Source organism: Nitrogeniibacter aestuarii (assembly GCF_017309585.1).
GTDB lineage: Bacteria > Pseudomonadota > Gammaproteobacteria > Burkholderiales > Rhodocyclaceae > Nitrogeniibacter > Nitrogeniibacter aestuarii.
Map to the genome: position 1 here is coordinate 2,663,676 of NZ_CP071321.1, position 20,685 is coordinate 2,684,360.

General features: G+C 60.8%; 20 protein-coding genes and 1 pseudogene. 8 read left to right on the forward strand and 13 right to left on the reverse strand.

Features of this window, described 5'->3' with window-relative positions; translation table 11 throughout:
• Nucleotides 1-39 precede the first annotated feature (39 nt).
• The 3 genes and pseudogenes from dnaJ (at nucleotide 40) to J0W34_RS12285 (ending at nucleotide 3,968) form a co-directional block, all read left to right on the forward strand.
• On the forward strand, nucleotides 40-1,164 hold the full coding sequence (gene dnaJ, locus J0W34_RS12275; protein WP_227814241.1) for a molecular chaperone DnaJ: 1,125 nt from the start codon (nucleotides 40-42) through the stop codon (nucleotides 1,162-1,164).
• Between the two features lie 296 nt (nucleotides 1,165-1,460).
• Nucleotides 1,461-2,632, forward strand: a pseudogene (locus tag J0W34_RS12280) (ABC transporter substrate-binding protein).
• A 190-nt stretch (nucleotides 2,633-2,822) separates the two neighbouring features.
• Nucleotides 2,823-3,968, forward strand: coding sequence for an ABC transporter substrate-binding protein (locus J0W34_RS12285; RefSeq protein WP_230968979.1), 1,146 nt, complete (start codon nucleotides 2,823-2,825; stop codon nucleotides 3,966-3,968).
• 69 nt (nucleotides 3,969-4,037) lie between these two features.
• Here the strand turns inward: J0W34_RS12285 and J0W34_RS12290 are convergent, their stop codons facing one another.
• Complete coding sequence (locus tag J0W34_RS12290) at nucleotides 4,038-4,763, reverse strand: Crp/Fnr family transcriptional regulator (RefSeq protein ID WP_230968980.1); 726 nt, start codon at nucleotides 4,761-4,763, stop codon at nucleotides 4,038-4,040.
• Nucleotides 4,764-4,820: 57 nt separating this feature from the next.
• Nucleotides 4,821-6,200, reverse strand: a complete 1,380-nt coding sequence (cysS, locus tag J0W34_RS12295; RefSeq protein WP_230968981.1) for a cysteine--tRNA ligase — start codon at nucleotides 6,198-6,200, stop codon at nucleotides 4,821-4,823.
• A gap of 185 nt (nucleotides 6,201-6,385) precedes the next feature.
• Here cysS and J0W34_RS12300 point away from each other — a divergent pair, with 185 nt between their 5' ends.
• The 5 genes from J0W34_RS12300 to J0W34_RS12320 are packed head-to-tail and all read left to right on the forward strand — an operon-like array spanning nucleotide 6,386 to nucleotide 10,521.
• Nucleotides 6,386-7,498 (forward strand): nuclear transport factor 2 family protein, encoded by a 1,113-nt coding sequence (locus tag J0W34_RS12300; protein ID WP_230968982.1) that lies wholly within the window; start codon nucleotides 6,386-6,388, stop codon nucleotides 7,496-7,498.
• A gap of 2 nt (nucleotides 7,499-7,500) precedes the next feature.
• Complete coding sequence (locus tag J0W34_RS12305; protein WP_230968983.1) at nucleotides 7,501-8,673, forward strand: L,D-transpeptidase family protein; 1,173 nt, start codon at nucleotides 7,501-7,503, stop codon at nucleotides 8,671-8,673.
• Between the two features lie 17 nt (nucleotides 8,674-8,690).
• Complete coding sequence (locus tag J0W34_RS12310; protein WP_227814234.1) at nucleotides 8,691-9,248, forward strand: peptidylprolyl isomerase; 558 nt, start codon at nucleotides 8,691-8,693, stop codon at nucleotides 9,246-9,248.
• A gap of 33 nt (nucleotides 9,249-9,281) precedes the next feature.
• The gene (locus tag J0W34_RS12315) at nucleotides 9,282-9,776 is read left to right on the forward strand and encodes a peptidylprolyl isomerase (protein WP_230968984.1); all 495 of its coding nucleotides are present in this window, start codon (nucleotides 9,282-9,284) and stop codon (nucleotides 9,774-9,776) included.
• A gap of 4 nt (nucleotides 9,777-9,780) precedes the next feature.
• On the forward strand, nucleotides 9,781-10,521 hold the full coding sequence (locus J0W34_RS12320) for a UDP-2,3-diacylglucosamine diphosphatase (protein WP_230968985.1): 741 nt from the start codon (nucleotides 9,781-9,783) through the stop codon (nucleotides 10,519-10,521).
• A gap of 19 nt (nucleotides 10,522-10,540) precedes the next feature.
• Here J0W34_RS12320 and J0W34_RS12325 read toward each other — a convergent pair whose 3' ends face one another.
• Genes J0W34_RS12325 through J0W34_RS12375 form a run of 11 tightly spaced genes read right to left on the reverse strand, consistent with a single transcriptional unit; the run spans nucleotide 10,541 to nucleotide 20,676 of the window.
• Entirely contained in the window at nucleotides 10,541-11,725 is a 1,185-nt protein-coding gene (locus J0W34_RS12325; protein ID WP_230968986.1) for an O-succinylhomoserine sulfhydrylase, read from the reverse strand.
• Nucleotides 11,726-11,728: 3 nt separating this feature from the next.
• Entirely contained in the window at nucleotides 11,729-13,267 is a 1,539-nt protein-coding gene (purF, locus tag J0W34_RS12330) for an amidophosphoribosyltransferase (RefSeq protein WP_227814230.1), read from the reverse strand.
• An 11-nt stretch (nucleotides 13,268-13,278) separates the two neighbouring features.
• Nucleotides 13,279-13,770, reverse strand: coding sequence for a CvpA family protein (locus tag J0W34_RS12335; RefSeq protein ID WP_230968987.1), 492 nt, complete (start codon nucleotides 13,768-13,770; stop codon nucleotides 13,279-13,281).
• Nucleotides 13,771-13,788: 18 nt separating this feature from the next.
• On the reverse strand, nucleotides 13,789-14,457 hold the full coding sequence (locus J0W34_RS12340; protein WP_230968988.1) for an SPOR domain-containing protein: 669 nt from the start codon (nucleotides 14,455-14,457) through the stop codon (nucleotides 13,789-13,791).
• Between the two features lie 9 nt (nucleotides 14,458-14,466).
• Complete coding sequence (folC, locus tag J0W34_RS12345) at nucleotides 14,467-15,747, reverse strand: bifunctional tetrahydrofolate synthase/dihydrofolate synthase (RefSeq protein WP_230968989.1); 1,281 nt, start codon at nucleotides 15,745-15,747, stop codon at nucleotides 14,467-14,469.
• A complete protein-coding gene (gene accD, locus J0W34_RS12350; RefSeq protein ID WP_227814226.1) occupies nucleotides 15,740-16,609 on the reverse strand; it encodes an acetyl-CoA carboxylase, carboxyltransferase subunit beta in 870 nt (289 codons plus the stop codon). Before accD ends, folC begins: the two co-directional genes overlap by 8 nt.
• On the reverse strand, nucleotides 16,606-17,418 hold the full coding sequence (gene trpA, locus J0W34_RS12355; protein ID WP_230968990.1) for a tryptophan synthase subunit alpha: 813 nt from the start codon (nucleotides 17,416-17,418) through the stop codon (nucleotides 16,606-16,608). Before trpA ends, accD begins: the two co-directional genes overlap by 4 nt.
• 34 nt (nucleotides 17,419-17,452) lie before the next feature.
• Entirely contained in the window at nucleotides 17,453-18,664 is a 1,212-nt protein-coding gene (gene trpB, locus J0W34_RS12360) for a tryptophan synthase subunit beta (protein WP_227814224.1), read from the reverse strand.
• Nucleotides 18,651-19,277 (reverse strand): phosphoribosylanthranilate isomerase, encoded by a 627-nt coding sequence (locus J0W34_RS12365; protein ID WP_230968991.1) that lies wholly within the window; start codon nucleotides 19,275-19,277, stop codon nucleotides 18,651-18,653. Before J0W34_RS12365 ends, trpB begins: the two co-directional genes overlap by 14 nt.
• The gene (truA, locus tag J0W34_RS12370) at nucleotides 19,244-20,077 is read right to left on the reverse strand and encodes a tRNA pseudouridine(38-40) synthase TruA (protein ID WP_230968992.1); all 834 of its coding nucleotides are present in this window, start codon (nucleotides 20,075-20,077) and stop codon (nucleotides 19,244-19,246) included. The genes J0W34_RS12365 and truA overlap by 34 nt, the downstream gene beginning before the upstream one ends.
• Nucleotides 20,074-20,676, reverse strand: coding sequence for an energy-coupling factor transporter transmembrane protein EcfT (locus J0W34_RS12375; RefSeq protein WP_227814221.1), 603 nt, complete (start codon nucleotides 20,674-20,676; stop codon nucleotides 20,074-20,076). The genes truA and J0W34_RS12375 overlap by 4 nt, the downstream gene beginning before the upstream one ends.
• Between the last annotated feature and the right edge of the window lie 9 nt (nucleotides 20,677-20,685).

The window sequence follows — 20,685 nt, forward strand, 5'->3', positions numbered from 1 at the left end:
GTCCGGCCTTTCCACGACAGAGCAAGCTGGAATTACCCCATGTCGAAGCGTGATTACTATGAAGTGCTGGGCGTCAATCGCGACGTCAACGAGGCCGACCTGAAGAAGGCTTATCGCAAGCTCGCGATGAAATTCCACCCGGACCGCAATCCAGGCGACAAGGAGTCGGAAGAGAAATTCAAGGAGGTCAAAGAGGCCTACGAAATCCTCTCCGAGCCAGACAAGCGAGCCGCCTACGACCAGTATGGCCACGCCGGGGTCGACCCGAGCATGGGCGCTGGACGCGGCGCACAAGGTTTCGATGGTTTTGCCGACGCCTTCAGCGACATCTTTGGCGATATCTTCGGCGGTGGCGGTGCGCGCGGCGGGCGTTCGAACGTCTACCGGGGCGCCGACCTGCGCTACAACCTGGAAATCTCCCTCGAAGAGGCGGCCCGCGGCGCCGAGAAGACCATCCGCATTCCCACGCAGGAAAACTGCGATAAGTGTGGCGGTTCAGGCGCCAAGCCCGGCAGCGAGGCCAAGCCCTGCCCCACCTGCGGCGGCGCCGGTCAGGTGCGCATGCAGCAAGGCTTTTTCTCGATTCAGCAGACCTGCCCGAAGTGCCACGGATCGGGTTCGTACATCCCGGACCCCTGCGGCAGCTGCCACGGCACGGGTCGCGTCAAGAAGCAGAAGACCCTCGAGGTGAAGATCCCTGCCGGCATCGACGATGGCATGCGCCTTCGTCATGGGGGGCATGGCGAGCCCGGCATCAATGGTGGCCCTGCCGGCGACCTGTACGTGGAGATTCACATCAAGCCGCATTCGGTCTTCCAGCGCAACGGGGACGATCTGCACTGTGAAATGCCGATCAGCTTCGCCACGGCGGCGCTGGGCGGCGAAATCGAGATTCCGACCCTCGACGGCATGGCCCGTATCAAGATCCCGACCGAGACCCAGACAGGCAAGGTCTTCCGTCTGCGCGGCAAGGGCATCCAGAACGTGCGCACGCATGCGCATGGCGACTTGATGTGCCATGTACTGGTCGAGACACCGGTCAAGCTCACAGACCGTCAGAAAGAACTGCTCGAAGAATTCAACAGCATCGCCATGGAGAACGAGCACAAGCACAATCCGAAGGCGAAGTCATGGATGGACAAGGTCAAGGATTTCTTCCAGTAAGTCTCTCCGACCAGACCATCGAGAGCCCGGCCACACGGCCGGGTTTTTTCGTTCACACTCAATGCGAAGTTCTTGGCAGATCAAGCACCGCGCACGGGGGCAATATTAGACACTTGCCATATACTCCGCATGGGTGGCCGTTGGGCTGACGCCTATCTGCAGGTCCATCACCCTATCTGAGTCCGCCCTGGTGCGGAGAAAACCACGGCACAGTCAAATCGAGCGGTAAACGCCAGAGTGTCGCCGAAACAACGAACCGACGTTCGTTTTAATTCAACCGGTGAATTGAGGGAAACATGACGCCAAATCATTGGAAGGCGCGCCTGATCGCGCGCCGGGACGCGATCATCCGCGCCATCCGAACAACACTTCCGATCGTGGGGCTCCTGTGCGCCACCCAGGTCGGCGCCGAAGCGGGCATCAGCGCGACCGAAGTGCTGATCGGCCAGACCGGCTCCCAGACGGGCACGCTGGCCAGCCATAACCAGGCCTTTACCGCAGGCGCCCAACTGTATTTCGACGCCTTGAATACCCGTGGTGGCGTCCATGGACGCAAGATCCGGATGCTGACGATGGACGATGGCTACGACCCGGATCGCGCACTCGAAAACGCCCGCAAACTCATCGAAGAAAAACGTGTTTTTGCGCTCTTCGCCTGCTTTGGCACCGGCCCTTCCATGAAAGTCCTGCCCTTTGCTTCGTCACGCGCGGTTCCGTTCTTCGCCCCCTACTCCGCGGCCAGCAGCGTGCGTAGCGCCGAATTCCCGTTCACCTTCCACGTACGTGCGTCCTACGACGAGGAGATCGAAAAGATCGTCGAGCACCTCACCATGTTGGGTGTCGGGAACATTGCCATTGTTCACCACGACGACGACTTCGGCAAAGCCGGCTTGAGCGCAGCACTGGCCGCCATGAGCACGCGCCAGGTCAAACCGGTCGCGACCCTGTCCATCCGACCTGACGGCAGCGATGCGGTTGCAGTGGTGAATGAGCTTGCCCGAATCAATCCAGCCGCGCTGATCATGATCACGGCGGGCAGCAGTTCAAGTCAGTTGATCCGGGCCGAAGCGCAGACGTTCATCCTCAGCTCTATGGTCTGTCTGTCCTGAGTTCCACCGCCCTGCTCAGTGAACTGGGTGAGCTTGCAAACGGCATGGTGGTGACCCAGGTGGTGCCGTCTCCTTACCGTCTCGAAGCGCCGGTAGCCGCGACTTACCGGCAAGCAAGCGAAACCAGCGGGCAAACGCCGACCTATGCCGGGCTGGAGGGTTATATCGCTGCAAAGACCTTTGCCGAAGCGCTCGAACGCGCAGGAGAAAACCCGACCCGAAACGACTTCATCTCAGCACTCGGGAGCATGAAACGCTACGACGCCGGGGGCTACACCCTGAGCTATAGCGCGGAGCGTCACGCCGGATCACAGTACGTAGATCTGTCCCTGGTCAATCACGGTCGTTTCACCCACTGAGGCCTGGATCGAACGCCTGCCGGCCCCTGTCCGGCTGGCTTCATCCGCGCCTCAAGTCCCACAGCGAACTGCCGTTCTGCATAGCAGAGACATGCAGATTTCGCAGAGTCTTTCGAATTTGAGAGTCGGCGTTATCAACTTCGATATACTCGGGCAGATCACACCAAACCTAAAAAATACAAGAGAACCAATGCGATACCACACTCTGGGCCGCGCTTTTCTTGCGCTAGCGGCCAGCGCCCTGTTCAGCCTTACCGGTCACGCCGATCCTGGGGTGACCGCCTCCAGCATACATCTGGGGATGTCCTCCCCATTCAGCGGCCCTAACGGTGAATACGGCATCACCATGCGCGGTGGCGTCGAAGCGGCATTCAGCGAAGTCAATGCCAGCGGCGGCATCAACGGACGCAAACTCAGGCTCACTGCGCTGGACGATGGCTACGAAACCGAGCGCAGTGTGGCCAACACCAAGCAGTTGATCGAACAGGAGAAGGTGTTCGCCCTCCTGGCCTTCTATGGCTCGAGCCCGACAACGGCTGCCATGAAGGTGTTCAGTGAAGCCAAGGTTCCCCTTGTTGGCACCATCAGTGGCGCCGGCACACTCCGTGACCCGGTCAATCCCTACATGTTCAACCTGCGCGCGAGCTACGCCGACGAAACAGCCGCGATCGTGGATCACCTGGTCGGCATCGGCATCTCAAACATCGCGGTGTTCTATCAGGATGATGGCTTTGGCAAATCGGGGCTCGATGGTGTCACCAGAACGCTCGAAAAACACGGGCTGAAGGCCAGCGCCATTGCCCCTATCGAGCGCAATGCCACCGATGCATCTGCAGCGGTCAAGACGATCTCCGCTGCCAATCCGCAGGCGGTGGTGATGGTGACGCTGCTCAAGCCCACGGCGGCCTTCGTCAAGGCCATGCGCGCAGCCGGTCATCAGCCGCAATTCGTCACCCTTTCACCCATTGGCGCAGACCTGCTGGTCAAGGAGATGGGCGCGGAGAACGCACGCGGCATCGGCATCACCCAGGTCATGCCGTATCCGTGGAACGATGCACTCAAACTCGTGCGCGACTACAAGGCAGCACTGGCAAAGACGGATGCAAAGGCCGAACCGTCCTATTACGGCCTTGAAGGTTATGTGGCCGGTCGGGTCATGATCGAGGCAATCCGCAGAATCGACGGCGAGCCCACGCGCGAGAAACTTGTGGCTGCGCTCGAACAGGCACCCTTCGAGCTCAAGGGCTTCAAGGTCAGTTTCACGCCAAGCAACCACTCAGGTTCAACGTTCGTTGAGCTGACGATTCTGGATCGCAACGGACGCATCCTGCGCTGACGTTCTGGACAGTCGTGAAAAAAGGCGTTCCGAGGAACGCCTTTTTTCATTGTCTGCCGAGGCTGATGATCAGAAATCCACGCTTTCCGCTTCGATTTCCAATGCGCCGATATCAGCTCCCATGACCGCACTACCCGGCTCCGGCGGAGTGAGAATGCTTTCGCGCTTGAATGCCGCCATGACGCGACTCGCCGTCTCGACGGTGATACCAAGAATCGCCGCGATATCGGCGGACGCAAGGCGGATGATCTGGCTGCCTTTGTCGTGAGTCCTGAGGCGCAGCAGCAGTCGTGCGACCCGGACGCGTGCCGGCGCACTCCCTGCCGTCAGTTCAGCCAGCCAGGCCTGGGCTTCGGACAAGGCATCGGAAGCCTTTTCAAGCATGCGCTCGCCGACCCCCGCATCCAGCGACTTGAGCTTTTCGACCGAGGCCAGCGGCAAGCGGCAGATGCGCACCGGCCCCACCGCAATCGCAGAGGCATCGTACTCACGGCCACTCAGGACCTCGAGCCCCGCCAGATCGCCCGGTTTGACAATGCGCACGATGCGGGCCGTCCCGTCGGCGCCATGACGCACGAGCTTGACCGCGCCTTCACGCACGGTATAGAGCGCCTCGCTCTTTGCCCCCTGGTGGTAAAGCACCTGTTTCGAGCTGAATTTCAGGTCGTCGAAACAGTCGTGCACCATCGACATGTGCTCGGGTTGCAGAACGGAAAACAGCGCCGATCGCCTGACCGGGCAGGTCACGCAATCGGTGTGACCGATCCAATGCGCGGTTGAACTTGATCTGGACATGGGGTCAGATTGTGCCGTGTACGGATTGAGCCTGCCGTGACAAAGATGTCAGCTGTTTCACGAACGGCGCCAGACCGTGCCGCCAGGACCGTCTTCGAGCACGATACCTGCGTCCGCCAGTTCGGCACGGATACGGTCGGCCGTCGCAAAATCCTTCGCTTTTTTCGCTTCAGCGCGCTGCACGATCGCCGCTTCAATCGCCTCGGCATCCACATCATCCGATCCGGTGTCACCCTGAAGGAACTCGGTGGCCGTGCGCTCCAGCAGTCCCAGCACATTGGCCATCGCCCGCAACTGCTGCGCCAGCGCGGCATCCTCGGAGCGGTTGACCTCCGTGGCCATTTCAAAGAGCACCGACACGGCACCCGCAGTGTTGAAATCGTCATCCATGGCCGCCTTGAAACGGGCCGCCCATGGGCCTGACCAGTCGACCGCAGCGTCTTCATCCGGCGCATGCTTGAGCGCCGTGTACAGGCGGGTCAGCGACTGACGCGCATCATTGAGGTGCGCATCGCTGTAGTTCAGCGGACTGCGATAATGCGCGCGCAGGATGAAAAAGCGGACGACCTCTGGGTCGTAGGCCTTGAGCACGTCACGAATGGTGAAGAAGTTGCCCAGACTCTTGGACATCTTTTCATCATCGACGCGCACGAAACCATTGTGCATCCAGTAATTGACGTAGGTGTGGCTGTGTGCGCCCTCGCTCTGGGCGATCTCGTTCTCATGGTGGGGAAACTGCAGATCCTGACCGCCGCCGTGAATGTCGAAATGCTCACCCAGCAGCGCCTGACTCATCGCCGAGCACTCGATGTGCCAGCCCGGGCGCCCTTCGCCCCATGGGGACGGCCACCGCGCCTCGTCGGGCTCACCGGCCTTGGCATGCTTCCAGAGCACGAAATCGAGCGGGTCATGCTTGCCGTCGGCAACATCGACGCGCTCTCCAGCGCGAAGATCGTCCAGCGACTTTCCCGACAGCCGGCCATAGCCTTCGAACTTGCGTACCGAATAGCATACGTCCCGGTTCTTGGCCACGTAGGCCAGACCGTTTGCCTGGAGCGACTCGATCATCGCCAGCATCTCGCCGACATGCTCGGTCGCGCGAGGCTCATGATCGGGACGCTGCACCCCCAGCGCGTCGGCATCCTCGTGCATGGCGGCGATGAAACGGTCCGTGAGTGCACGAATCGACTCGCCATTGTCCAGCGCACGTTTGATGATCTTGTCGTCGATGTCGGTGATGTTTCGTACGTAGGTCACATCAAAGCCGCTGGCGCGCAACCAGCGCACCACCAGATCGAACACCACCATGACGCGGGCGTGACCAAGGTGACACAGGTCGTACACGGTCATGCCGCACACATACATGCGTACCTTGCCGGGTTCGATGGGTTTGAAGCTTTCCTTCTCCCGGGTCAGGGAGTTGTAGATCGTCAGCATTATTGTGTGACTCGAACATGGGGCCAGAAGTCGCTGCAACCGCAAAAAAAGCGGGCTCTTTCATGAACCCGCCAACGACCGGCGGCGGTGGCGTTCCGGTTGAGACTCTGAAGTGGTTTTGTTGGTAGAATGCCGCGTTAATCAAGGCTTTCAGCCGCAGCAACCAGGCGGCGAATTATAACACAATGAAAACACCCTTCTTTCGAACACGCAGTACCGTCCTGGTCCTTGCGCTCATAGCGTCGCAACCGGCGTTTTCGGCCGTCAAGGACATCCAGGCACTGATCGAAAGCGGACGCTATTCCGATGCCCTGAGCGTCGCCGACAAGGACCTGCAGAGCACTCCGCGGGATCCCCAGACGCGATTCCTCAAGGGCATCGCACTGGCCGAGATGGATCGCCCGAGCGACGCCATCACGGTTTTCAAGCAGCTGACCGAGGACTACCCGGAGCTGCCGGAGCCTTATAACAATCTTGCTGTCCTCTATGCGCAGCAAAGCGAATTCGACAAGGCGAAGAATGCCCTCGAAATGGCCATTCGCACGCACCCGAGCTACGCCACCGCCCACGAAAACCTCGGCGACGTCTATGCCCGCCTCGCCAAGCAGGCGTATGACAAGGCCCTGCAGATCGACTCGGGCAATGCCGCCGCCCAGTCCAAGCTGGCGCTGATTCGCCAGCTCATGACGGTTTCAGGCCAGGGCGAGGCCACCATGGTCGCCGCAGCCACCCCGACACCCGAGGCAGCGCCAGCGCCCGCCCCACAACCCAAGCCGCCTGTCGAACAACCGAAACCTGTCGAGCCCCCAAAGCCGGCACCGGCACCGGAAGCAGTCCCCACCCCACCCGCCCCGCCGCCGGCCAATCCCGAACCGGTCAAACCTGAACCCGTCGCCGAACCGGTCAAACCTGAACCGGCACCGACCGTGAGCCCGCCGTCCACCGCGACGGCAGAGGCCGCGATCGAGACCGCTGTCCTGGCATGGGCGCAAGCATGGTCCAGCAAGGACATGCCGGCCTACTACAGCTTCTACGCAAAGGATTTCAACCCGGGTGGCGGTCAGTCGCTGTCGCGCTGGCGCACGGAGCGTAAGCAGCGGATCGGTGATCGCGCGGGCGACATCCACGTCGATGTCGACAATCTGTCCATCCGCGTCACGGGCAAAGACAGCGCTTCGGCCGTCTTCCGTCAGCAATATCGCTCTCCCACGTTCAAAGGCGACACGACCAAGACGCTGAAGATGGTACTGCGTGATGGCCGGTGGAAGATCACTCAGGAACTGATCGGAAGCCATTGAACATGAAGCACATCGTCAGTTGCCTGCTTGTCCTGCTGGCTGCCTTCGCGCTGCCGGCGAGCGCCGCCACGGTCAGCGATAACGGACCGGAGGCCGACCTCGAAAAAGTCTTTGCCGCCATTGACCAGAATCAGCTGGACGTGGCCCTTGATCGCACCGAGGCACTCCTGAAGGTGTACCCCAACTTCCGGCTTGCCAACCTGATCAAGGGCGATCTTCTGCTTGCCCGCGCCCAGCCGCTGACCACTTTTGGCAACGTGCGCGCCGACAAGGCGCAGATCGCCGACCTGCGCGATGAGGCCATCGTGCGCCTGCGGGCCTATCGGGAAAAGCCGAACGCGAAATATGTTCCCCGCTATCTGATGCAGATGGGGGCCGACCAGAAGTACGCGGTGGTCGTCGACACACGCCGGGCGCGTCTTTACGTCTATCGCAACGACAACGGAACGCCCCGGTTCGTCGCCGACTTCTATGCAAGCCATGGCAAGGCCGGTGCCGAGAAAATGTTCGAGGGCGATATGAAAACGCCGGTGGGCGTCTATCACGTGGTCTCACAGATCGACGGCGGCAAGCTGCCCGAGCTCTACGGTGATGGCGCGTTCCCGATCAACTATCCCAATCCATGGGACAAGCGCCTGGGCCGGACCGGATACGGGATCTGGCTGCACGGCGTTCCCTACGACACATACTCCCGCCCGCCCAAGGCCTCCGAAGGCTGTGTTGTACTCGCCAATCAGGATTTCAATGCCTTATCGAACTACGTTCAGGTCGGGCTGACGCCAGTCATCATCAGCAACGAAATCGAATGGCTGAACCTGGACGACTGGCAATCGGAACGCACCTCGCTGAACGCCGCGATCGAAGCCTGGCGACAGGACTGGGAGAGTCGCGATGTCGAGCGCTACCTGGCGCACTATGCTCGCGAGTTCAAGAGCGACAACCAGAATCTGGCCCAGTGGAAGCAGCGCAAGCGCGCTGTCGGTCGAGGCAAATCCTGGATCAAGGTGGGGATCAACCGCGTCAGCATGCTGCGCAGCCCCGGCAACGACGGGGTGGTCGAAGTGATCTTTGAACAGGAATACAAGAGCAACAACTTCACCGACACCAGTCGCAAACGTCAGTACTGGATCAAGGAAAATGGCCAGTGGCGTATCGCCTACGAAGGCGCCGCCTGAGCCCGTTGGAGACCTCAATGAAATCATTTTTGCTGGGCCTGGCGATGACCCTCGCCAGCGGCCTCATCATGGCGGCACCGACCGTCGAACTGGAAACCAGTGAAGGCAACATCACGCTGGAACTCAATGCCGAGGCCGCGCCGAAAAGCACCGAGAACTTCCTCGCCTATGTGCGCAGCGGTTTCTATAACGGTACGATCTTTCATCGTGTCATCGATGGCTTCATGATTCAGGGTGGTGGTTTCGAGCCGGGCATGACTCAGAAAGAGACGCGCGCCCCGATTCCCAACGAAGCAAAGAATGGCCTCAAGAACGCGGTTGGCACCATCGCCATGGCACGCACGCAGGATCCGCACTCCGCTACTGCGCAGTTCTTCATCAACGTGGCCGACAACACTTCGCTGGACTACCCTTCGTTCGACGGATGGGGCTACGCGGTGTTCGGTAAAGTCACTGACGGACTGGATGTCGTGATGAAGATCGCAAAAGTGCGGACTACGCAGAAGGGTTACCATGGCGACGTTCCCGCCCAGGACGTGATCATCCGTCAGGCGCGCATCGTTTCAGCACAGTAATACCGAATTCAATCGAAACAAGGAGGACCCCGCATGGCGGTCAAACTGCATACCAACCATGGCGTCATCACACTCGAACTCGACGCGGACAAAGCGCCCGAGACGGTCAAGAACTTCATCGCCTACGTGGAAGCGGGTCATTACGACAACACACTGTTCCATCGGGTGATCGACGGTTTCATGATCCAGGGCGGTGGCTTCGAACCGGGCATGAACCAGAAAGGCACCAACGCGCCGGTCAAGAACGAGGCGGATAACGGCCTGAAGAACGAGCGCGGCACCATTGCCATGGCACGCACGCAGGATCCGCATTCTGCCACCGCGCAATTCTTCATCAATGTGGCCGACAACGACTTCCTCAACTTCCGCGCGCCGTCCGCACAAGGCTGGGGTTACTGTGTGTTCGGTCGTGTCATCGACGGCATGGATGTGGTCGATGCCATCAAGAGTGTCCAGACGCGCTCGTCAGGCTTCCACCAGGACGTACCGGCAGAGAACGTCGTCATCGAACGTGCGGAAGTGGTCTGAGGGTTTGAATCCCCCCATTGACGACATCTTCATTGCGGACCTGCACCTGTCCGCCGAAACGCCCGACACCGTTCGGGCGTTTTTCGCTTTTCTGGCCGGGGCGGCCACCACGGCACAGCGACTGTTCATACTGGGCGATCTCTTCGAGTACTGGGCCGGCGACGACGATATCGACACACCGTTCAACACCGGCGTGTGCGAGCGTCTTCGCACGCTGGTCGACCACGGTACGGAAGTGGCCTTCATGGCCGGGAACAGGGATTTCCTGATCGGTCAGCGCTTCAGCGACGTCACTGGCATCCGCCTGTTGAACGACCCGACAGTGATCGAGACCGCCGGACATCGCGTCCTATTGCTTCACGGCGATACCCTGTGCACTGACGATCACGCCTATCAGGACTTCAGGGCGCAAGTCAGAAACCCTGTCTGGCAAAAGGCGTTTCTGGCCAAGCCGCTCTCCGAACGCAAGGCCATCATTGCGCAGGTGCGTGAGCACAGCGAAGCAGCGAAACAGGTCAACGCGATGGAGATCATGGATGTGAACGAAGACGCGGTCAGAGCAGCGTTTCTCGCGCATGACTGTGAGCACATGATCCATGGCCACACCCATCGCCCGGCGACACACGCCATGACAATCAATGGCACTGCGTGCGAACGCTGGGTTCTCGCCGACTGGCATGGTAACGCGCCGTGCATTGTCAGCCGGTCCGGCGCACTCTCGCGCGCCGCAGATCTGTCCGACTGACTACGGCAGGAACGCGCGCTCAGGCGCCTCCACGCGACAGGTCCGCCTGCAGGTCCTGCAGCGATTCAAGTCCGACCGCAACCCTCAGAAGCCCCTCGCTGACCCCCATCGCCGCACGTGCTTCCGCGGATATGCGGCCGTGCGTCGTCGATGCAGGATGCGTGATGGTGGACTTGGTGTCACCCAGGTTGGCCGTGATCGAAATCATGCGTGTCGAATCGATCAGGCGCCATGCCGCTTCGCGTCCACCTTTGACATCGAAACTCACGATGGCACCGGCCAGGCGCTGCTGACGCTTGGCCAGCTCATGCTGCGAATGCGACGGCAGCCCGGGGTAATAAACACGATCAACCCACGGCTGGCCTTCGAGCCACTGCGCCAGCGCCATTGCGGTATGGCTTTGAGCTTCCATCCGCAACCGGAGGGTTTCCAGGCCTTTGAGGATAATCCACGCATTGAAGGGGCTCAGGGTCGGCCCGGCCGTGCGCAGAAACTTGAACACCTCGTCCATGAGCACCTTGCTGCCGACCACGGCACCGCCAAGCACCCTGCCCTGACCGTCCAGATACTTGGTGGCCGAGTGGATCACGATGTCGGCACCCAGTTTGAGCGGTTGTTGCAACGCCGGGGAACAGAAGCAGTTGTCGACGGCCAGCAGAACCCCGTGTCGATGAGCCACATCAGCAACGGCGGCAATATCGACGAGCTCAGTGAGCGGGTTCGACGGCGTCTCGACGAAGATCAGCTTGGTCTCGGGGCGAATTGCCTTCTCGTAGGCAGGCACGTCGGCTGCGGGAACAAAGGTTGTCTCGATGCCGAACTTGCTGAAAATATTGCCGAACAGCTGTTGCGTGGAACCGAACAGACCTTGTGAGGCGACGATGTGATCACCCTGCTTGAGCAGCGCCATCACCATGGCCATGATCGCGGCCATGCCGGATGCCGTGGCAATGCAAGCCTCGGCGCCTTCCAGCGCAGCCAGACGTTCCTGCATCGCCGTCACGGTCGGATTGGTGAAGCGGGCATACACGTAGCCCTCTTCCTCACCGGAAAAGCGCGCGGCAGCCTGCGCTGCCGAATCGAACACGAAGCTCGAGGTCAGGAACATGGCCTCGCTGTGTTCGTTGAAATGGCTGCGATCGATACCGGTGCGGATCGCCAGCGTATCGAAGTCCTGCACGAAGGGGGCTTGCTTCTTAACCACGTGTCAGTCCTGCGTCTCGCTGGCGAGATTCAGATCCAGTTGATTGGTGGCGGCACCGTCCGCGTCTTCGACGGTCACCGGAGGCGACCCGCGCTGGTCCTCGATCCCGGCCAGGTACTCGGCAGTGACGTCACCGGTCACGTAGCATCCATCGAAACAGGAGGTTTCGAAGAAATTGAGCGCGGGATTGATTGCCTGGACGGACAGCCTCAGGTCATCCAGATCCTGATAGATCAGGCCATCGGCACCAATTTCGCGGCAGATGGCGTCATCGTCGCGATCCGATGCAATCAGCTCGGCCCGGGTTGGCATGTCGATACCGTAAACATTGGCGAATCGGACAGGTGGCGCCGCCGAGGCAAAGTAGACCTTGGTGGCGCCCGCATCACGGGCCATGTTGACGATTTCCTGACTCGTCGTGCCGCGCACGATGGAGTCGTCCACCAGCAGGACACTCTTGCCCTTGAACTCCTGATGGATGGTGTTGAGCTTCTGCCTGACCGACTTCCGGCGAACGGCCTGACCCGGCATGATGAAGGTGCGACCGATGTAGCGGTTCTTCACGAAACCTTCCCGGTACGCCACGCCCATACAGTTGGCCATTTCCAGCGCGGCCGGACGGCTCGAATCGGGAATTGGAATCACCACGTCAATATGGACGTGTGGCATGGTGCGCTTGAATTTTTCAGCGAGGAACTCGCCCATTTTCAGACGCGCCTCATAGACCGAGACCCCATCGATGACCGAATCGGGTCGTGCCAGATACACGAACTCGAACATGCAGGGGGCGTGCTTGACCTGTCGCGGCGCACAGGCGCGGGAGCGGAAGTTACCCTCCATGTCGACCAGCACGGCTTCGCCGGGCTCGACATCGCGCAGCAACTTGAAGCCCAGGGCATCAACCGCCACGCTCTCGGACGACACCAGCCATTCTGTTCCGCGCTCGGTTTCGTTCTTGCCCAGAACCAGCGGGCGGATGCCGTGCGGATCGCGGAAAGCCAGCAGGCCGACGCCGGCGATCATAACCACGGCCGCATATGCCCCCTGACAACGGCGGTGCACATTGCTGACCGCGGCAAAAATCGTGTTGTCGTCGAGCTTGCAACCGTTGGAGGCGGCCTGCAATTCGTGCGCGAGGACATTGAGCAGGACTTCCGAATCCGAATTGGTATTGATGTGGCGAAGGTCCGCGAGAAACATCTCGCGCTTGAGTTCTTCCGAATTGGTGAGGTTGCCGTTATGGGCCAGCATGAGCCCGTAGGGCGAATTCACATAGAACGGTTGAGCCTCTGAGGCGTTGTAGGCAGAGCCAGCCGTCGGGTAGCGCACGTGCCCGACACCCCAGTTGCCAATCAGGTTGCGCATGTTGCGCGTACGGAAGACGTCACGCACCAGGCCGGAGCCCTTGTGCATGAAGAACCGACCGCCTTCACTCGTCGCAATACCCGCTGCGTCCTGGCCACGGTGCTGCAACACCTGAAGACCGTCGTAGAGCAACTGATTGACTGGCGATGTTGCGACAACACCCAAAATCCCGCACATGGATCATCCACCTATTGAAAACGCACCCGCTCGGCCACCGACGGTGGCAACCACGGTTTGGCCGCGACTACGGCCGTCTCTAGCAGCGGTGAAAACAACGCTGCCTCCCACCAGGGGGCACGAGACACACCACTCACGCCACCCAGCGCCACCAGCAAACATGCGATGGCAAAACCCTTGATCGCACCGAACACGGCACCGAGACCACGGTCCACAAAACCGAGCCCGACGGCACGAATCAGTGCCCGGAGCAAATAGCGGCAAATCGCCACCAAAAGTAAAACCGCAATGAAGACGAGAACAAAACCGGCCACGTAGGCAAACGCCGGTTCCGAAATCCACTCCACGAACAAGACTGCTGCCTGCGTACCGAACAGTCTGGCAGCGATGAAGGCCAGAATCCAGCCCACCAGCGCCAGCACTTCGCTGATCAGCCCTCGCCAGAAGCCCAGCACCGTCAGCACCGCCATCAGGCCCAGAAAGGCGTAATCGAAAATCGTCATTGTGCATCCGCCCGGTGCTCAGCCGCGCGGCATCACCACACCCTTGAAACCTTTACCCGACATACGGGAGGCCTCAGCCTCGGCCTTGTCACGATCGCCAAAGGGGCCCACTCGCACCCGAGTCGTCGAACCAATCTTGCGCGTGTAGGCCTTGAAGCCCGCCTGGCGGATCTTTTCCGCCAGGGCCGAGGCACTGGACGCGTTGGAAAAGGCCCCCACCTGAACGACAAATTGCGGCCCGCCGGTCGCGTTTTCAACTGCCTCACCCGACAAAATGGCCGCGACCCGATCCGCCTCTTCGGATTTTGGTTTGACGGGCGCACTGGTCTTGGGTGACTCGGCCGGGGCTTTCGCTGGCTTCTCGGGTTCTGGCTGCTTTTCAGGCAAATCCGGGTGAACCGCCGCCTTCTGCTCGACCGGACGAACGACCGTATCGGGCACCTTGACCGGCACTGGCGCCACTGGCTCACTCACCGCAGGTGCGGGAACAGGCTCGATGCTCCGCTCAGCCACATTGACACCCGACAGCGGGGGAATGCGCACTTCGATGTCTTCGCCCGCCGGTTTGGGCTCCGGGTCCATGATCATGGGCAGCACAATGACCGCAAACAGGGCAAGTGCGGCGGCACCCACCAGACGGCGGCGTGCACGTTTCTTGAGATCGGTCTGGGCGTCGTCGTTGGCCATCGCGAGAAATTACTGGCGTTCAGCGCGGATCGCCGACATGACGTCCGCCACGGTCAGGAAGGAACCAAAGACGACGATTCTATCACCCTCCGTGGCCCGACCTCGGGCGACACGAAAGGCCTCTGCGGGCGAGTCGTAACTTTCTGCGACATTCAGATTCATGGCCGACAGACGGTCGGCAAGCGCCTCACCCGACATCCCTCTCGGCCCGGGCAAAGTGACTGGCAACCAATGATCGATGCGCTCCGCAATACGCTCGATGGTCGCCTCGATCGACTTGTCGGCGAGCATACCGACAACCGCCCAGGTTTCAGGATAGAACCCCATGTTCATGAGGTTGTCGGCCAGCACACCGACGGCCTGTGGGTTATGAGCGACATCGAGCACCACGGCGGGCTGCCCTGGCAGGGTCTGAAAACGCCCCGGGAGTTCGACAAGCATCAAACCTTCGCGAACAGCCTGCATGGAGACGGGGATGCGATCACGCAAGGCATCAAGCGCCGTCATTACTGCCGCGGCATTCAACAGTTGATTGGCACCGCGCAGCGCCGGATATGCCAGACCACCTCGCTTGTGTGCCGGGCCCCAGTACGCCCACTGCGTGCGATCACCGGAGAATCCGAAATCGCGACCACTGACCAGAAGATGAGCGCCCACTTCATTGGCAACGTCGAAAACGCTGTCTGTGGGCATGGGATCCGCGCAGACCGCCGGCCGCCCTGCCCGGAAGACTCCCGCTTTTTCGCGACCGATGGCCTCGCGCGTGTCGCCCAGATAATCCATGTGATCCATCGCAATACTGGTGAGGATGGCACAGTCACAATCGAAGATATTGGTGGCATCAAGGCGACCACCGAGACCGACTTCGAGAATGATCACATCGAGCGGTCGCTCGGCAAAGCAGACCCATGCAGCCAGCGTTCCGTGTTCGAAGTAAGTCAGGTCGGTCTCGCCACGCGCCTGTTCGACACGGGCGAACGCGCCAGCCAACGACGCATCGTCAATGTCGAGACCATTGATTCTGACGCGCTCGTTGTAGCGGAGTAGATGCGGCGACGTATACAGCCCGACGCTGTAGCCCTCGGCCAGCAGGATCGCTTCAAGCATGGCGCAGGTTGACCCTTTGCCATTCGTGCCGGCGACAGTGATGATCGTCGCATTGCTGGTCAGCCCGAGTGCATCGCGCACCCTGGCAACCCGCTCAAGCCCCAGTTCGATTTTCTGCCCGTGCCGCGCTTCAATGAGGGCCAGCCACCCGGCGAGATCCTCGGGCAACCCCGTGTCAGACATTGATGGCAGGTTTGCGTGTCAGCAGTGTGAGCAGAGCAGCCAGGCGATCGCGCAACTCGCGACGATCGACGATCATGTCGATCGCGCCTTTCTCGAGCAGGAATTCGGCTCGCTGAAACCCGTCGGGCAGCGTTTCACGAACCGTCTGCTCGATCACGCGAGGACCGGCGAAACCCACCAGGGCATTGGGTTCGGCAATGACCACATCGCCCATGAAGGCGAAACTTGCGGACACCCCCCCCATGGTCGGGTCCGTGAGCAGCGAGATGAACGGCAGCTTCTCCTGCGCCAGCCGATTGATGGCAGCGGTCGTCTTGGCCATCTGCATCAACGAGAAAAGGCCTTCCTGCATGCGGGCACCGCCCGTAGCAGTCGCGCATATGAAGGGGGTCCGCTGATCAATGGCCGTCTGGACGCCCCGCACGAAGCGCTCGCCAACCACGGAGCCCATCGAGCCGCCCATGAAATCGAATTCGAAACAGGCCATGACTGCCGGCACCGACTTGATCGCCCCCTGCATGACCACGAGCGCATCCTTCTCTCCGGTACCGCGTGCCGCGGCCTTGAGACGATCCGGATAGCGCTTCTGATCCTTGAACTTGAGCGGGTCCACCGGTTGGACGTCAGCACCGATCTCGATCCGCCCGTCCTTATCCAGCACCAGGTCGAGACGCTCACGCGCACCGATCCGCTGATGGTGGCCGCATTTGGGACATACGTTGAGGTTGCTCTCAAGGTCCGAGCGATACAGCACCGCTTCGCACGCGACACACTTGCTCCAGAGCCCTTCCGGTATCGATTTGCGAACCCCGCCCTCATCGCGCTTGATCTTGGGGGGTAGCAGCTTCTGAAACCAACTCATGCGCCTGCTCCAATGCTGTCGATGGCGTCGCGAATTTCGCGCATGAAGGCGGTCACTCGTGCGGGCGCATCGGCCTCACCGGCGGATTCGATTTCCTCGATGATGCGACTGCCGATAACCACCGCGTCTGCGACTTCACCAATCGCTTTGGCGGAGGCTGCATCGCGGATGCCGAAACCGACACCCACTGGCATGCCGACACGCTCACGAATCATCGGAATACGCTTGGCCACTTCGCCCAGGTCGATCTTGGCCGAACCGGTCACACCCTTGAGCGACACGTAATAGATATAGCCGCTGCCTGCACGTGCAACATCATCGATGCGTTGATCAGTCGACGTCGGCGCGAGCAGAAAGATGGGATCGACGCCAGCTTGCCGACAGGTCGCCGCGAAGGTTTCGCACTCCTGAGGTGGGTAGTCCACAACAAGCACACCATCGACGCCGGACTCAACCGAGGCTTTGACAAAGCCTTCAAGCCCCATGGCTTCGATCGGATTGGCATAGCCCATCAGAACGATCGGCGTATCAGCGTCCGTTTCGCGAAAGGTCTGGACCATCCCGAACACCTTGCGCAGCGACATCCCATTGGCGAGCGCGACCTCGGATGCGCGCTGGATGGTCGGGCCATCCGCCATCGGATCTGAGAATGGAACGCCAAGCTCGATGATGTCGGCGCCACCGGCAACCAGTGCATGCATGAGCGGCACGGTAGCGGCAACGCTCGGGTGGCCCGCCGTAATGAAGGGAATCAGGCCGCGTCGCCCTTGGCGTTGCAATTGATCAAGAACAGATTGGATTCGGGACATGGTCTCGTGGGCCGGGCCCGAAGGCCCGGTCATATCAGAACTGGATGCCGGACTTCTCGGCGACGGTGTGCATATCCTTGTCGCCACGACCGGAGAGGTTCACAAGCAGGACCTTGTCCTTGGACAGGGTCGGCGCAAGGCGCGCAGCATAGGCCAGTGCGTGAGAGGATTCAAGCGCGGGGATGATGCCTTCGAGACGGCACAACTCATGGAAGGCCTTGAGCGCTTCTGCGTCGGTCACACCCACGTACTCGGCACGGCCGCAGTCCTTGAGCCAGGCATGTTCGGGGCCAACGCCAGGGTAGTCGAGGCCGGCAGAAATCGAATGCGTCTCGATGATCTGGCCGTCCTCGTTCTGCAGCAGATACGTCCGATTCCCGTGCAACACGCCGGGTCGGCCACCCGTGAGCGACGCGGCGTGACGGCCGGTATCAAGACCGTCCCCGGCCGCTTCAACGCCGATCAGACGCACGTCCTTGTGCTCGATATAGGGGTGGAAAATACCCATTGCATTCGAACCACCGCCCACGCATGCGATCACGGCATCCGGCTGACGACCGACGTGCTCAGGCATCTGTTCGATGCACTCCTTGCCGATCACGGTCTGGAAATCGCGCACCATTTGAGGGTACGGATGTGGCCCGGCGACCGTACCGATGATGTAGAAGGTGTTGTGAACGTTCGTGACCCAGTCACGCATGGCTTCGTTCAGGGCGTCCTTGAGCGTCTTGGAACCCGATGAAACGGGAACGACTTCAGCACCCAGCAGCTTCATTCGATAAACGTTGGCAGCCTGGCGTTTGACGTCCTCGGCCCCCATGTAGACGACGCATTCGAGACCATAGCGTGCCGCCACAGTCGCCGTCGCCACTCCATGCTGGCCCGCACCTGTTTCGGCGATGACACGCGGCTTGCCCATACGTTTTGCAACCAGCGCCTGACCGATGCAGTTGTTCACCTTGTGGGCGCCGGTGTGATTCAGATCTTCGCGCTTGAGATAGATCTGCGCGCCACCATACGTCTCGGTCAACCGACGCGCATGGTAGATCGGGCTTGGTCGCCCGACATAGTGCTTGAGCTCGTATTCGAACTCGGCGACAAAGTCGGGGTCCTGCTGGCACGCGGCATACGCCGCCTTGAGTTCCTCGAGCGCCGGAATCAGCGTCTCGGCAACGAAGACACCGCCGTAAGGGCCGAAATGACCCTGGGCGTCGGGCAACTGGTAAGGCACATCAGCCATCTGCATTGCGTACTCCGGAGATGAAGCGATCGATCGCGACCGCGTCCTTGATACCTTTCACTTCCGTCTCGACCCCGCTGGAGACATCCACCGCCCAAGGGTGAACGCGCTCGATGGCCTCTGCCACATTGTCAGCGTCCAGCCCTCCGGAGAGGATCAGCGGCGGCGCGAATCCGTCCGGAATGAGCGACCAGTCGAAGACTTTGCCGCCTCCTCCGTAGCCTTCGACAAAGGCATCCAGCAGGAAGGCCCGAGCCGACGGAAAACAAGCTGCGTATTCTACCAGATCGACCCCGGCGCGCATTCGGACCGCTCTGATGTAGGGCCGGTTGTAACGCACACACTCCGCCTCGGTTTCATCGCCGTGAAACTGCAGCAACTGCAAGGGCAGCGCGTCGAGCGTGGCATTGACGTCGTCGGGCTCTGCGTTGACGAACAGGCCGACCGTCGTCACGAACGGTGGCACATGCGCCATGAGCGCACTGGCCTGCTCGATGGAAACGAAACGGGGACTTTTTGAATAGAACACAAAGCCGATTGCGTCCGCACCGGCCGCAACGGCAGCCTGAACATCTTCAACGCGCGTCAGCCCGCAGATCTTGATTCGGGTTCGCTGCAAGAGAGCACCATGGGCAATTGGGGAGGCCTGATGATACGCCCGCCCTGCGGCAAGGACCAGTTGTCGGGATACTCGACACCGCACAGATAGAGCCCATCGGGGGAGAAGGTCGGTGCGGACTGGGTTCGGTCCTTGCGTGACAGAAGATGATCGATCCATTCAGGACCGTGCCTCCCCTTTCCCACATAGACCAATGCACCGACAATGTTTCTGATCATGTGATGCAAGAATGCGTCAGCGCAGAAATCGAACACCCAGAAATCGCCTTCGCGGGTCACGCTCAGTGCGCGGATGGTGCGAACAGGCGACTTGGCCTGACACGCCGCAGCACGAAACGCTGAAAAATCGTGCTGGCCGACAAGCGCGGCGGCGGCGCTTGACATGGCTTCACCGTCAAGCGGCATGTGAAACCACCCGACTCGACCGGAGAGCAAGGCCGGTCGCACCGGCGCATTGAAGAGCAGGTAACGGTAATGGCGTGCCGTTGCCGAAAAGCGCGCGTGGAATCCGTCATCGACTTCATGAGCCCAACGTACGGCCACACTGGCGGGAAGGTGACTGTTTGCACCGCGTACCCAGGCATTGATCGGGCGCTCGACCGGGGGGTCGAAATGAACCACCTGCGCTGTCGCGTGCACGCCGGTATCCGTCCGTCCGGCACAAACGAGCTCGACCTGAGCCCCTGCGACGCTGGACAACGCGTGGACGACGGCGTCCTGCACCGTTCGCCCGTGCGGTTGTGTCTGCCAACCCTCGAACATGTCTCCGGCGTACTCGACACACAACGCGATCCGTTTCACACAACTCCCCATCCAATCAGCCCCCCGAGGGCGAGGATGATACATGCGACGTCAAGCGGCCGCAGAGGCCTCACATCCACGGAGGCGATGCCGTTTGCCCTTGGCACTTCGGCTCCGAGCAGCCAGGCACGCCATCCGGAATCGGAGCGCTCCATGGCGGCGAGCACGAGCGACAGTCGCACCGCAATACGATCCGCCGGCACACCCAATGGCGTCGACACGCGTAACCCGTGATGCAAAGCACTGATCAGCTCATTCACACCGAGTGACTCGAGCAAGGTCGCCACCAGAGCCACCATCGACAACAAGCGCATCGCGTGAATGACACCAAGCTCAAGGCCGTCCCATGTCATTGGCAACCAGGCCAGCGACGGGAAAAGGCGGATTCCGGGCGTCGCCATTGCAAACAGGACAATCGTGACACCACATAGAATACGGATGCGCCGCGCGAGCTTGAGGAAACGCGCCCGCGCGAAAATGGCGGCGAAGACGGACACGCCCAGCACGCCATACCAGAGCCATGGAGCCGGCAGTGTCTGAATGAAAACGGCGATGCTTGCCCAGAGGCAAAGCACCGCCGTGGGGTGCAGCACGTTCATCAAACGCCT